This is a genomic window from Streptococcus sp. WB01_FAA12 (assembly GCF_012843315.1).
In the GTDB taxonomy this organism is placed as follows: Bacteria; Bacillota; Bacilli; order Lactobacillales; family Streptococcaceae; genus Streptococcus.
Window position 1 is genome coordinate 72,994 of sequence record NZ_JABAEX010000003.1, and the last position, 13,783, is coordinate 86,776.

Below are 13,783 nucleotides of genomic sequence, written 5' to 3' on the forward strand. Positions count from 1 at the left end.
GGAAACAACTATGGAAAAAATTGTGGTTCAAGGCGGAGATAATCGTCTGGTCGGGAGTGTGACCATCGAGGGAGCAAAGAATGCAGTCTTGCCCTTGTTGGCAGCGACTATTCTAGCAAGCAAAGGTAAAACAGTCTTGCAGAATGTTCCAATCTTGTCAGATGTTTTCACCATGAATCAAGTGGTTCGAGGTCTGAATGTCAAGGTGGACTTTGATGAGGAAGCTCATGTTGTCGAGGTCGATGCGACTGGAGATATCACGGAGGAAGCTCCGTATAAGTATGTTAGCAAGATGCGGGCATCGATCGTTGTTTTAGGACCAATCCTTGCTCGTGTAGGCCATGCTAAGGTATCCATGCCAGGTGGTTGCACCATCGGGAGTCGTCCGATTGATCTCCACCTCAAGGGTTTGGAAGCTATGGGGGCTAAGATTACCCAGACAGCTGGTTACATCGAAGCCAATGCGGAACGTCTGCACGGGGCTCATATCTACATGGACTTTCCTAGTGTCGGCGCAACACAAAACCTGATGATGGCAGCGACTCTAGCTGATGGTGTGACAGTGATTGAAAATGCTGCGCGTGAGCCGGAAATTGTTGACCTTGCTATCCTTCTAAATGAAATGGGAGCCAAGGTCAAGGGAGCTGGTACTGAAACAATTACAGTGACTGGTGTCGAGGAACTCCATGGAACAACTCATAATGTGGTACAGGACCGTATCGAAGCTGGAACCTTTATGGTTGCGGCAGCCATGACTGGTGGCGATGTCCTCATTCGAGATGCAGTCTGGGAGCATAATCGCCCCTTGATTGCCAAACTTCTTGAAATGGGAGTTGAGGTGACGGAGGAGTCGGAAGGTATTCGTGTCCGTTCTCAACTGGAAAATCTCAAAGCTGTTCATGTAAAAACCTTGCCACACCCAGGATTTCCAACAGATATGCAGGCGCAATTTACAGCCTTGATGATAGTTGCAAAAGGGGAATCAACCATGGTGGAAACTGTATTTGAGAATCGTTTCCAACATCTGGAGGAAATGCGTCGGATGGGCTTGCATTCGGAGATTGTCCGTGATACAGCTCGTATTGTCGGAGGACAGGCTTTACAGGGGGCAGAAGTTCTATCAACGGACCTTCGTGCCAGCGCGGCCTTGATTCTGACAGGTTTAGTAGCGCAAGGGGAGACAGTTGTCGGTAAATTAGTCCACCTTGATAGAGGTTACTACCGCTTCCATGAGAAGTTAGCTCAGCTAGGAGCAAAGATTCAGCGGATTGAGGTTAAGGATGAAGAATAAAAACATACGTTATGTACTCCGTCGCTTACTGTTAATTTTTATCGTACTCTTGTTGGGATTCCTTGCTTTAGGAATCGGCTTGATGATCGGCTACGGGATTCTAGGAAAAGGACAGGATCCGTGGGCGATCTTGTCTCCGGCAAAGTGGCAAGAATTGATTAGTAAATTTACAGGAAATTAGACTGGGAAACCAGTCTTTTTCTAAAGAAATAAGGAGAAAAATGAACAAAAAAACGAGACAGGCTCTGGTAGGGTTACTTATATTCTTACTCTTGGCTGCTGGAAGCTATTATATCAAGCAGATGCAGTCGGCGCCAAACACCTCTAAAACCAAAGTTAGTCAGAAAAAACAAGCTTCAGAAGCTCCTAGTCAGGAATTGGCTGAAAGTGTCTTAACTGAGTCAATCAAAAACCAAATTAAGGGTGGTCTAGAGTGGAATGGGGCGGGTGCCTTTGTTGTCAATGACAATAAAACCAATTTAGATGCCAAGGTTTCTAGCAAACCCTATGCGGATAATAAAACAAAACCAGTCGGGAAAGAGACAGTCCCAACTGTTGCCAATGCTCTCTTATCCAAAGCTACTCGTCAGTATAAGAATCGTGAAGAGACTGGAAATGGATCCACCTCTTGGACTCCACCAGGGTGGCATCAGGTTAAAAATCTAAAGGGGGCCTATACACATGCAGTTGATAGAGGACACCTGCTGGGCTATGCCTTGATAGGTGGTTTGGATGGTTTTGATGCCTCTACCAGCAATCCCAAGAACATTGCAGTCCAGACAGCTTGGGCAAACCAAGCGCAGGCTGAGGATTCGACAGGTCAGAACTATTATGAGAGTTTGGTCAGAAAAGCCTTGGATCAAAATAAGAGGGTTCGTTACCGCGTGACACTCCACTATGCTACGAATGAGGATTTGGTTCCTTCCGCTTCACAAATCGAAGCCAAGTCTTCAGATGGCGAATTGGAATTCAATGTCCTAATCCCCAATGTTCAAAAGGGGATCCAGCTTGATTATCGAACGGGTCAAGTCACGGTGACAAACTAGAACCAATCTATTAAAGGAATAAAAATTGCTCCCTTGTCTGTTAGTGATAAGGGAGCGATCGTGCAAATTAGAAAATAATGTGATTCCTAGGCCGATTTATGATATAATGGAACACAAGATACTATTTTAGGAGAAAGACCATGGAAGACCCGAGCAGTCAGGATTTGTTACTGCAATTTGTACTTTTAGTTGTATTGACCTTTTTAAATGCCTTTTTCTCAGCCGCCGAAATGGCGATGGTGTCACTAAATCGTGCCCGAGTAGAGCAAAAGGCAGAAGAGGGAGACAAACGTTACGGTCGTTTGTTAAAGGTACTTGAAAATCCTAATCACTTTTTATCAACGATTCAAGTTGGTATCACCTTGATTACCATCTTGTCAGGGGCCAAATTGGCGGATACCCTTGGACAAGTGATCGCATCTTGGATGGGAAGCGGAGAGACGGCTTACGCCATTGCAAGTTTTCTCTCTTTGGCAATCTTGACCTATATCTCCATTGTTTTTGGTGAGCTCTATCCTAAGCGGATTGCCCTCAATTTGAAAGATGCTTTGGCGATTCGAACAGCACCAATTATTATTGGTCTTGGAAAGATTGTAAGTCCCTTTGTCTGGCTGTTATCTGCTTCAACTAATTTATTGAGTCGTGTGACGCCAATGACCTTTGATGATGCTGATGAAAAGATGACACGTGATGAAATAGAGTACATGTTGACTAAGAGCGAGGAAACCTTGGACGCAGACGAAATCGAGATGTTACAAGGGATTTTCTCTCTAGATGAACTAATGGCTCGTGAGCTAATGGTGCCTCGTACAGACGCCTTTATGGTAGATATTCAGGATGACAGTAAGGCGATTATCGAAAGTATTTTGAAGCAAAATTTCTCACGTATTCCTGTTTATGATGGGGATAAGGACAATGTTATCGGTTTGATTCATACCAAGCGCTTGCTAAACGCTGCCTATGCGGATGGTTTTGAAAATATTGTCTGGAAACGAATCCTCCAAACGCCACTATTTGTGCCTGAAACTATCTTTGTGGATGATCTCCTTAAAGAGCTTCGAAATACCCAAAATCAAATGGCTATCTTACTAGACGAATACGGTGGTATGGCTGGTTTGGTAACTCTGGAAGACCTCCTGGAGGAAATCGTCGGCGAAATTGATGACGAAACGGACAGAGCAGAAATCGAAGTCCATCAAATCGGTGAGGATACCTATATTGCACAAGGAACCATGAATCTTAATGACTTCAACGACTATTTTGGCGTTGAACTAGAAAGCGACGATGTGGATACTATCGCCGGTTATTATTTGACGGGTGTTGGTACGATCCCAACAACTGAAAAAATCAGTTATGAACTGGTCAGTCAAAACAAGCAGGTTATCTTGACCAATGATAAGGTGAAAAATGGACGTGTTACCAAGGTAAAAGTTCAAATCACCGAAATAGAACCCGAAGAAGAAACCGAGTAAAACAGTGATTTTCGTCACTGTTTTTTATTCGTCCCAAAAGATTTTCAAAGTTGTCCTTATTTGTCCGAAGAAAAAAACAAAAAAGCCCGATTTACGGGCTTTTCATTCGGTTAATTCCTGTTATTTCAGGTATTGAAAGGCGGTAGACGGATTTGAACCGACGATCAAGCTTTTGCAGAGCCGTGCCTTACCACTTGGCTATACCGCCTCAACGTTTAATATTATACCTTGAAAATGATTCTACGTCAATAGTTTCTTAATCGAAAATCCAATTTAGAAGATTGCCCTTTCTGATTGGATGGAAAAATGGGGAGAGAAAATCTGAAAATCAGGCTTTATAGAGCCTTAACTTCCCTTTTGATTCTATAGATAGTAAACAAAGAATAGAAAAATTTGATAAATGAAAGTTTTTTGTGGTTACACGCCTAAATATTCTGAAAATTCGTTTACTTTTTGAGAAATCTATGGTATAATTGGCAATAAGCCTAAATTTTTTAAGAGGAGTTACATACATGAAAAAAAGTAGAGTATTTGTTACAGCAGGGATTGCTTTGCTGGCAACTGGTGTTCTCGCTGCTTGCGGTTCTTCAAAATCATCTGATTCAACAGCTCCAAAATCCTACGGTTATGTTTATTCAGCTGACCCAGAAACATTGGATTATCTCATTTCAGGGAAACAAAGTACCAAAATTGCCACTTCAAATGGTATCGATGGTCTCTTTACAAACGATAAATATGGGAATTTGACTCCTGCAGTTGCAGAAGACTGGTCAGTTTCAAAAGATGGTTTGACTTATACCTACAAGATTCGTAAAGGTGTTAAATGGATGACATCAGATGGCGAAGAGTATGCTGAAGTGACAGCTAAAGACTTTGTAAATGGCTTGAAACACGCGGCTGATAACAAGTCTGAAGCACTTTATCTAGCAGAAGATTCAGTTAAAGGTCTAGCTGACTATAAAGCTGGAAACAATAAAGACTTTTCTTCAGTAGGTGTGAAGGCAGTTGATGATTATACACTTGAGTATACTTTGAACAAACCCGAACCATACTGGAACTCTAAGATGGCTTACTCAATCTTCTGGCCATTGAACGAAGAATTTGAAAAATCAAAAGGATCTGACTTTGCTAAAGCGACTGACCCTACATCATTGCTTTACAATGGACCATTCTTGCTGAAAGGTTTGACTGCTAAGTCTTCTATCGAGTTCGCTAAAAATGAACAATACTGGGATAAAGACAATGTTCATCTTGATAAAGTAACACTTGCTTACTATGATGGTTCAGACCAAGAGTCTATTGAACGTAACTTTACAAGTGGAGCTTATAGCTATGCCCGTCTTTACCCAACAAGTTCAAACTACTCTAAAGTAGAAGAAACCTACAAGGAAAATATCTTCTACACCCCATCAGGACCTGGTGTTGGTGGTTTGGGTGTGAATATTGACCGCCAAGGTTACAAATACACTTCTAAGACAACTGACGAAGAGAAGACTTCTACTAAGAAAGCCCTTCTTAACAAGGACTTCCGTCAAGCCTTGAACTTTGCCTTTGACCGTACGTCTTACTCAGCTCAAGTAAATGGTAAAGAAGGTGCTCCTCGTGCCGTTCGTAACCTCTTTGTAAAACCTGACTTTGTCTCTGCTGGCGAAAAAACTTTCGGTGACTTGGTGACTGATAAGATGGCTACTTACGGTGATGAATGGAAGAACGTAAACTTTGCTGATGGTCAAGATGGACTCTTCAACGCAGATAAAGCCAAAGCTGAATTTGCGAAAGCCAAAACAGCATTGGAAGCAGAAGGTGTAAAATTCCCTATCCATTTGGATGTTCCAGTAGACCAAACAGCTAAAAACTATATCGCACGTATTCAATCCTTCAAACAATCCGTTGAAACAGTGCTTGGTGAAGGCAATGTAGTCATCGATATCCAACAAGTTTCTAAAGATGAGTTTACTAATATTACCTACTATGCGGCGAATGCAGCAGCAGAAGATTGGGATCTCTCAGGAGCAGTTGCATGGAACCCAGACTATGAAGATCCGTCAACTTACCTTGATATCTTGAAAACAACGAATGCTGAACAAACAAAAACATACATGGGTTACGAAGGTGCAGATAACGCTGCGGCGGCTCAAGTTGGTTTGAAAGAATACGATAAACTAGTTGATGAAGCTGCTAAAGAAACAAGCGATTTGAATGTTCGTTATGAAAAATACGCGGCTGCTCAAGCTTGGTTGACAGATAGCTCACTCTTCTTGCCAGCTATGTCATCAAGTGGTGCTGCACCATTCATTTCTCGTGTTGTACCATTCACAGCATCATACAGCCAGTCTGGAGATAAGGGCTCAGATGTATACTTCAAGTATATTCAGTTACAAGACAAGGTTGTAACCAAGGCTGACTATGAACAAGCTCGTGAGAAATGGCTCAAAGAGAAAAAAGAATCAAACGAAAAAGTTCAAAAAGAATTGGCTAATCACGTTAAATAAATAACTCTCAAGAGAACTTTCTCTCCATGAGGAGAAGGTTCTTTTGGGATTTTAAAAGGAAACGATATGAAGAAATATATTTTTATGCGTGTATTGCGTTCATTGGTGTCTATCTTCTTGGTGACAACCTTGACCTACACGATTATCTATACGATGGTTCCTCGAAAACTGATTTTCAAGCAGGATACCAACTATAACAAAATTGCAACGACGCCAGATAAACGGGATAATTATGAAAATACCGTTTATGAGCGGATGGGCTATATCGAGTACTACGATACCAAGGAGTTGCAAGAAAAAGCGAGCACAATGGACTCATCTGTAACAGTGGATGCCAATGAGACTAACAAGGCAATCTACGAAAAATACATCAACCAACTAGGGAATGGTTGGACACTCGGTGTATTCTCAGAAAGTGGTCAATTCTATGCCACGCGTGAAATTCCAATTTTTGAACGTGTTTTCAAATTCTACTCGAACTTGCTCGACATTGATCATACAAACAAGATTCAAGACCCTGAAAATCCAAACTTGGAACGTTATCTTCGTTTTGAAAATGACCCTGCTATCGGTTGGTCATTAGTTGGTTCAGGTACAAAACATAAATATCTTTTGTATTTCAATAATCAGTTCCCATTTGTACACCAAAACTTTGTGAACATTAACTTGGGTGACTCTTACCCAACTTATGCAAACACACCAGTGCTTCAAGTTATCACACAGGGTCAGGGACAAACCAAGACATCAGAAGTTCAATTCCCTACGGGTAAAAAGACTTCCTCTGTAGATATTTACTCTCGTACCTACAAGTCACCAAGTCAAGCAGATGCGCGTGAGGTAGCTAACTATGGCAAGGACGACCCATATACAGCTACAGAAAGTAACTACCAATATCCATCAATGATTGCAAGCTCGGCTGTTGCTGGTTTGATTGGTTTGATTATTTCTTATGCTATCGCAATTCCTCTTGGATCTGCTATGGCTCGCCACAAGAATACTTGGATTGATAGTTTCTCTACAGGTGCTCTAACCTTCTTGCTTGCCCTTCCAACGATCGCTTTGGTTTACATCGTGCGCTTGATTGGATCATCTATTGGTCTGCCTGATTCATTCCCTATCTTGGGGGCTGGGGATTGGCGTTCCTATGTCTTGCCTGCAGTCATTCTAGGTTTGCTGGGAGCACCAAGTACAGCAATCTGGATTCGTCGTTATATGATTGACTTGCAATCTCAAGATTTCGTTCGATTTGCTCGTGCAAAAGGACTGTCTGAAAAAGAAATTTCAAATAAACACATCTTTAAAAATGCTATGGTTCCATTGGTTTCAGGTATTCCTGGTGCCGTAATCGGAGTTATTGGTGGTGCAACATTGACAGAGACAGTCTTCGCCTTCCCAGGTATGGGTAAAATGTTGATTGACTCTGTTAAGGCATCAAACAACTCAATGGTAGTTGGTCTCGTCTTCATCTTCACATGTATTTCTATCTTCTCACTCTTTGTAGGAGATATCTGGATGACCATGCTTGACCCACGTATTAAATTGACAGAGAAAGGAGGCAAATAATGTCAACAATCGGAAAAGAAAAATTTCAGTTCGTAAAACGTGACGATTTTGCCTCTGAAACAATTGATGCTCCTGCCTATTCATACTGGGGTTCTGTATTTAGACAATTTCTAAAGAAAAAATCAACAGTCTTTATGCTAGGAATTTTGGTAGCCATTATCCTGATGAGCTTTATTTACCCAATGTTCTCAAAGTTTGACTTTAACGATGTAAGCAAGGTCAATGACTTTTCTGCTCGTTTTATCAAACCAAATGCTGAACATTGGTTTGGTACAGACAGCAATGGCAAATCCTTGTTTGACGGGGTTTGGTTTGGGGCGCGTAACTCTATCCTCATCTCTGTCATTGCAACTTTTATCAACCTTGTGATTGGGGTTATTGTTGGTGGAATTTGGGGAATTTCAAAATCCGTTGACCGCGTCATGATGGAAGTTTATAACATTATTTCAAACATTCCATCTCTCTTGATTGTCATTGTCTTGACTTACTCAATTGGTGCTGGTTTCTGGAATTTGATTTTTGCCATGAGTGTGACAACTTGGATTGGGATTGCTTATATGATTCGTATCCAAATCATGCGTTACCGTGACTTGGAATACAACCTTGCTTCTCAAACACTTGGAACGCCAACCTTTAAAATCATCGTTAAAAACATCATGCCACAATTGGTATCTGTTATTGTTTCTACAATGACCTTGATGTTGCCAAGCTTCATCTCTTATGAAGCCTTCCTTTCCTTCTTTGGATTGGGATTACCTGTAACAGTGCCAAGTTTGGGACGTTTGATCTCAGATTACTCACAAAACGTTACGACCAACGCTTACTTGTTCTGGATTCCGTTGACAACCTTGATCTTGGTATCCCTATCTCTTTTCGTTGTTGGTCAAAACCTAGCGGACGCTAGTGATCCACGTACACATAGATAGGAGTAGACATGACAAAAGAAAATAATGTAATTTTGACTGCTCGTGATATTGTCGTGGAATTTAACGTTCGTGACAAAGTTCTGACGGCTATCCGAGGAGTTTCTCTGGACCTGATTGAAGGAGAAGTTCTTGCCTTGGTAGGTGAGTCTGGTTCTGGTAAATCTGTATTAACAAAAACCTTTACAGGGATGTTAGAAGATAATGGACGTATTGCCCAAGGAAGCATCGACTATCGTGGACAAGACTTGACCGCCTTGAATTCTAACAAGGAATGGGAGAAGATTCGTGGTGCTAAAATTGCGACCATCTTCCAAGACCCCATGACAAGTTTGGACCCAATCAATACAATCGGTAGCCAAATCACGGAAGTTATCGTTAAACACCAAGGGAAAACAGCTAAGGAAGCCAAAGAGATGGCAATCGACTATATGAACAAGGTCGGAATCCCAGATGCTGAAAAACGTTTTGAAGAGTATCCTTTCCAATATTCTGGAGGGATGCGCCAACGTATCGTTATTGCGATTGCCCTTGCCTGTCGTCCAGATATCTTGATCTGTGACGAGCCGACTACGGCCCTTGATGTAACCATTCAAGCGCAAATCATTGATTTGCTTAAAACTTTGCAAAATGAGTACCACTTTACCATTATTTTTATCACCCATGACCTTGGTGTGGTAGCAAGTATTGCTGATAAGGTAGCGGTTATGTATGCTGGGGAAATTGTAGAATACGGTACTGTTGAGGAAGTCTTCTACGATCCACGTCATCCATATACTTGGAGTCTCTTGTCTAGCTTGCCTCAGCTTGCTGATGATAAGGGGGAATTGTACTCTATCCCAGGAACACCACCGTCTCTTTATACTGAGTTGAAAGGTGATGCCTTTGCCCTTCGTTCAGATTATGCGATGCAAATTGACTTTGAACAGAAAGCACCTCAGTTTTCAGTCACTGATACTCACTGGGCTAAGACTTGGTTGCTTCATGAGAATGCTCCTAAAGTTGAAAAACCTGGAGTCATTGCAGATTTGCATGACAAGATTCGTGATAAAATGGGCTTTGCTCATCTAGAAGACTAGGAGGAAGGAAATGTCTGAAAAATTAGTAGAAATTAAAGATTTAGAAATTTCCTTCGGTGAAGGAAGTAAGAAGTTTGTGGCGGTTAAAAACGCCAACTTCTTTATCAACAAGGGAGAAACTTTCTCTCTTGTAGGTGAGTCTGGTAGTGGGAAAACAACCATTGGTCGTGCCATTATTGGTTTAAATAATACCAGTAAAGGAGAGATTATCTTTGATGGCCAGAAAATTAATGGCAAAAAATCTCACAAGGAATCCTCAGACTTGATTCGTCGTATCCAGATGATTTTCCAGGACCCTGCAGCCAGCTTGAATGAGCGTGCGACGGTTGACTATATCATCTCTGAAGGTCTTTACAACTACCACTTGTTTAAAGACGAAGAAGATCGAAAAGAAAAAGTTCAAAAGATGATCCATGAAGTTGGACTTTTGAAAGAACACTTGACCCGTTATCCACATGAGTTTTCTGGTGGTCAACGTCAACGTATCGGGATTGCCCGTGCCCTTGTGATGGAACCTGATTTCGTTATTGCGGATGAGCCAATTTCAGCCTTGGACGTATCAGTGCGTGCGCAAGTCTTGAACTTGCTCAAGAAGTTCCAAAAAGAGTTGGGCTTGACCTATCTCTTTATCGCGCATGACTTGTCAGTTGTTCGCTTTATCTCAGATCGTATCGCAGTTATCTATAAGGGAGTTATCGTCGAAGTGGCGGAGACAGAGGAGTTGTTTAACAATCCTGTCCACCCCTACACTCAAGCGCTTCTATCTGCTGTACCGATTCCAGATCCAATCTTGGAACGCAAGAAGGTCTTGAAAGTGTACGATCCTGACCAACATGACTATGAGACAGACAAGCCATCTATGATAGAAATTCGTCCAGGTCACTATGTTTGGGCTAACCAAGCGGAAGTTGCTCGATACAAAGAAGCTCTTAAAAAATAAATCGATTAGGAGAGGACCGAAAGGTCTTCTCGTTTTTAATAGAAAAATCCCCCTTCTACTAGCTTGTAAAAGGGGAATTGTATTGTAATTAACGTTTAGACCAAGTGCGTTTCATAAAGAGTAGTAAAATTGGGTAAATCTCTAAGCGGCCTGCAATCATTGCAAAGGAGAGCAGGATTTTAGAGATGGGACTAAAGATGGCAAAACTAGAGGTTGTACCTAGAATAGGTCCGATATTGTTAAAACAGCTGAAGACAGCACTGGTCACGACTAGAAAATCATTGCTATCAAGACTGACGATAAAGATGAGAGAGAGTATAATCATCACGTAGATGGCAAAATATTTAAGAATCTTGTGCTGGGTATCCTTATCAATCACAGTTTTGTTGACATGTAGAGTCAAGACACGGTGAGGGGATAAGATGGACAAAATCTGATTTTTAGCAATTTTTGAGAGGATGAGTCCTCTGATCACTTTGAGACCACCTGCAGTTGAGCCAGCCGATCCACCGATTCCCATGAGGAAGAGGAGGATAAATTGGGAGAAGAGGGGCCAGTTGGTAATATCTCCGTAACCAAAACCTGTTGTCGTGATGATATTGGAAACCTGGAAGAAGGCCATTTCAACACTTTTAGAGACACCTTGGTAGAGGTGGAGCGTATTAAGAGTAATCAAGCCGGTAGAAACTAGGACAATGATCACATAAGCTCGCAGTTCTTCATCTCCAAAGAAAGCTTTAACCCGACGGAGCATGAGGTAGTAGTAGAGATTGAAGTTAACCCCAAAAACCAAGACTCCGATACTAACTAGATAGGTGATGAGTGAGCTACCGTAGTGGGCAATTCCGTCGTTATAGACGGTGAAGCCCCCAGTTCCCGCTGTTCCCATAGCAATGACAAAACTATCATAGAGAGGCATGCCTGCTAGATAGTAGATGACCACAAAAAGGGAGAAGAGAGCTAGATAAAGCAGATAGAGGATCTGGGCAGTGTTTTTTAGTTTGGATACGACCTTGCCAAAGACAGGTCCAGGAACCTCAGCCTTCATCACCTCTAAGTGACTATTTTTGGCATTGTCCATAATGGCAAGTGCGAAAACAAGCACCCCCATCCCTCCGATCAAGTGGGTAAAACTTCGCCAGAAGAGGAGGGAACGACTGAGAACGGAAACATCGTTCAGAATAGTTGCTCCTGTAGTTGTAAAACCAGAGCTGATTTCAAAGAAGGCATCGATGACGCTTGGGATTTGTCCTGAAAAGACAAAGGGGAGGCCACCAAAGAAAGACCAGAGAATCCAACAGAGGGCAACGATTAAGACCCCTTCCTTGGCGTAAATCCGTTGATTTTTCGGTTTCCGTAAAACGCCAAGACCACCAAGAAGGACTAAAATTCCAATCGTAGAAAAGAGAGCGATAAATACTTGACTGGATTCTTGGTAATAGGTTGCTACACCAACAGGTACTAGAAGGAGAACAGCCTCAATCAAGAGAAGTTTTGAGAGGAGGTAACGAATCATACTTTTATTCATTTTTTACCTCTCAAACAAATCATAAATCTTGGTGATGTTTGGCAATAAGGTCGTCACGAGTAACTTGTCTCCCACCTCAAGCATATCCTCTCCAGTAGGGAAGATTGTTTTTCCTTTTCGGATAATGGCTGCGATGAGAACCCCTTTTTTCAATTTCAACTGTGATAGAGGCTTGGCAGTCATTTTATTGGCTTCTTTGATATGGAATTGCAGGGTTTCAATTTGGCCATTTGCTAGATGGTGCATGGCTTGAAGGTCTGAGTATTGGGCGTTTACCCGACCACGGATAAAGTGCATAATGGTATCTACTGCGATGATTTTCGGCGTAATGATACTTGAAAAATCAGGTGCATGGATAATCTCTAGAAGACTAGTTCGGTTGACTTTAGTGATGTTTTTTTGAACACCAACACGGTCAAGGAACATAGAGGTGATGATGTTTTCCTCGTCAACCCCAGTTAAGGTTGCGACCGCATCGTAGCTAGGAGCACTTTCTTCCAGTAAGATGTCCTTAGCAGTTCCATCTCCTTGTACGATATAGAGATTTGGGAATTTTTCACTAAAGAAACGAGCTCTTTCAGGATTGATCTCGATAACCTTGGTATCGATGCGACTGTCTTTCAAAATGCCAAGTAGATAATAAGCGATTTTTCCAGCTCCAACGATAAGCAAACTTTTTACTGCACGCGATTTGAAATAGTTGTGGAAAAGCATCATATCCACACGATTTCCCGTAACAAAAATCCGATCCTTGTCCTGGATAGTGATATCACCACTTGGAATCATGAGTTGATGGTCTCTTTCCATAGCGCAGACAATGATGTTGCCAAATTTTTTACGGAAGTCTGAGATTGGCATTTGACAGAGCCCGCTAGAATCCTTGATAACAAACTCCATCAGGCTGACACGACCTCCAGCAAAACGCTCAACTGAGAGGGCGTTAGGGAAATCGATGATATTTGAGATGGCACGGGCTGCTAGGAGTTCTGGATTAACGATAAGTGAAAATCCAAGAATATTTTTCTCTTTAAAATAGGCATTAGAGTATTCAGGATTTCGCACTCGAACGATGGTTTCTTTAGCGCCCATTTTTTTAGCAAGTACCGCTGAAATCATATTCACTTCATCGTATTCAGTTAGAGCGATAAAGATATCACACTCTTGGACGCCGGCTTGCTCCAAGATGGCAAAGTCAGCACCATTTCCAAGGAGGCCCATGATATCAAAGCGACTGACAATATGGTTAAGTACAGCTTCATTTTGCTCGATGAGGACAACGTCATGGTCTTCCGCTACCAGTGAACGACAGAGGGCAGAACCGACTTTCCCTCCACCAACAAGGACAATTTTCATATAAAAAACCTACTTTTTCATGATGTAACTATCATACCCTTTTTTAGCAAAAAATGCACTTGCCAAGCCGATTTTTGGGAGAAGAAAGGACTTTTT

At 41.9% G+C, this 13,783-nt stretch carries 11 protein-coding genes and 1 tRNA gene; 9 read left to right on the forward strand and 3 right to left on the reverse strand.

Annotation, left to right across the window (positions count from 1 at the left end):
- The first annotated feature begins 10 nt into the window (after positions 1-10).
- The 4 genes from murA to HF881_RS05565 all read left to right on the forward strand — a co-directional run bounded on the left by murA (position 11) and on the right by HF881_RS05565 (position 3,809).
- The gene (gene murA / locus HF881_RS05550) at positions 11-1,291 is read left to right on the forward strand and encodes a UDP-N-acetylglucosamine 1-carboxyvinyltransferase (protein WP_169446755.1); all 1,281 of its coding nucleotides are present in this window, start codon (positions 11-13) and stop codon (positions 1,289-1,291) included.
- Positions 1,281-1,472 carry a DNA-directed RNA polymerase subunit beta gene (locus HF881_RS05555; protein ID WP_000791880.1) on the forward strand — a complete coding sequence of 64 codons (192 nt, stop codon included), beginning with the start codon at positions 1,281-1,283 and terminating at the stop codon, positions 1,470-1,472. The genes murA and HF881_RS05555 overlap by 11 nt, the downstream gene beginning before the upstream one ends.
- 40 nt (positions 1,473-1,512) lie before the next feature.
- A complete protein-coding gene (locus tag HF881_RS05560) occupies positions 1,513-2,337 on the forward strand; it encodes a DNA/RNA non-specific endonuclease (RefSeq protein WP_169446756.1) in 825 nt (274 codons plus the stop codon).
- Between the two features lie 140 nt (positions 2,338-2,477).
- Entirely contained in the window at positions 2,478-3,809 is a 1,332-nt protein-coding gene (locus HF881_RS05565; protein WP_169446757.1) for a hemolysin family protein, read from the forward strand.
- 137 nt (positions 3,810-3,946) lie between these two features.
- Here the strand turns inward: HF881_RS05565 and HF881_RS05570 are convergent.
- Positions 3,947-4,017, reverse strand: a tRNA-Cys gene (locus tag HF881_RS05570).
- A 304-nt stretch (positions 4,018-4,321) separates the two neighbouring features.
- Here HF881_RS05570 and HF881_RS05575 point away from each other — a divergent pair.
- The 5 genes from HF881_RS05575 (at position 4,322) to HF881_RS05595 (ending at position 10,806) form a co-directional block, all read left to right on the forward strand.
- Positions 4,322-6,301 (forward strand): peptide ABC transporter substrate-binding protein, encoded by a 1,980-nt coding sequence (locus tag HF881_RS05575; RefSeq protein ID WP_125425129.1) that lies wholly within the window; start codon positions 4,322-4,324, stop codon positions 6,299-6,301.
- A 66-nt stretch (positions 6,302-6,367) separates the two neighbouring features.
- Entirely contained in the window at positions 6,368-7,864 is a 1,497-nt protein-coding gene (locus HF881_RS05580; protein ID WP_125448778.1) for an ABC transporter permease, read from the forward strand.
- Positions 7,864-8,790, forward strand: a complete 927-nt coding sequence (gene oppC / locus HF881_RS05585) for an oligopeptide ABC transporter permease OppC (protein ID WP_169446758.1) — start codon at positions 7,864-7,866, stop codon at positions 8,788-8,790. The genes HF881_RS05580 and oppC overlap by 1 nt, the downstream gene beginning before the upstream one ends.
- A gap of 8 nt (positions 8,791-8,798) precedes the next feature.
- The gene (locus HF881_RS05590; RefSeq protein ID WP_169446759.1) at positions 8,799-9,866 is read left to right on the forward strand and encodes an ABC transporter ATP-binding protein; all 1,068 of its coding nucleotides are present in this window, start codon (positions 8,799-8,801) and stop codon (positions 9,864-9,866) included.
- 10 nt (positions 9,867-9,876) lie between these two features.
- Positions 9,877-10,806: an ATP-binding cassette domain-containing protein gene (locus tag HF881_RS05595; RefSeq protein WP_169446760.1), complete on the forward strand. Its 930-nt coding sequence runs from the start codon at positions 9,877-9,879 to the stop codon at positions 10,804-10,806.
- Between the two features lie 88 nt (positions 10,807-10,894).
- Here the strand turns inward: HF881_RS05595 and HF881_RS05600 are convergent, their stop codons facing one another.
- Complete coding sequence (locus HF881_RS05600) at positions 10,895-12,334, reverse strand: TrkH family potassium uptake protein (RefSeq protein ID WP_169446761.1); 1,440 nt, start codon at positions 12,332-12,334, stop codon at positions 10,895-10,897.
- A gap of 3 nt (positions 12,335-12,337) precedes the next feature.
- Positions 12,338-13,687 carry a Trk system potassium transporter TrkA gene (trkA, locus tag HF881_RS05605; protein ID WP_169446762.1) on the reverse strand — a complete coding sequence of 450 codons (1,350 nt, stop codon included), beginning with the start codon at positions 13,685-13,687 and terminating at the stop codon, positions 12,338-12,340.
- Positions 13,688-13,783 lie beyond the last annotated feature (96 nt).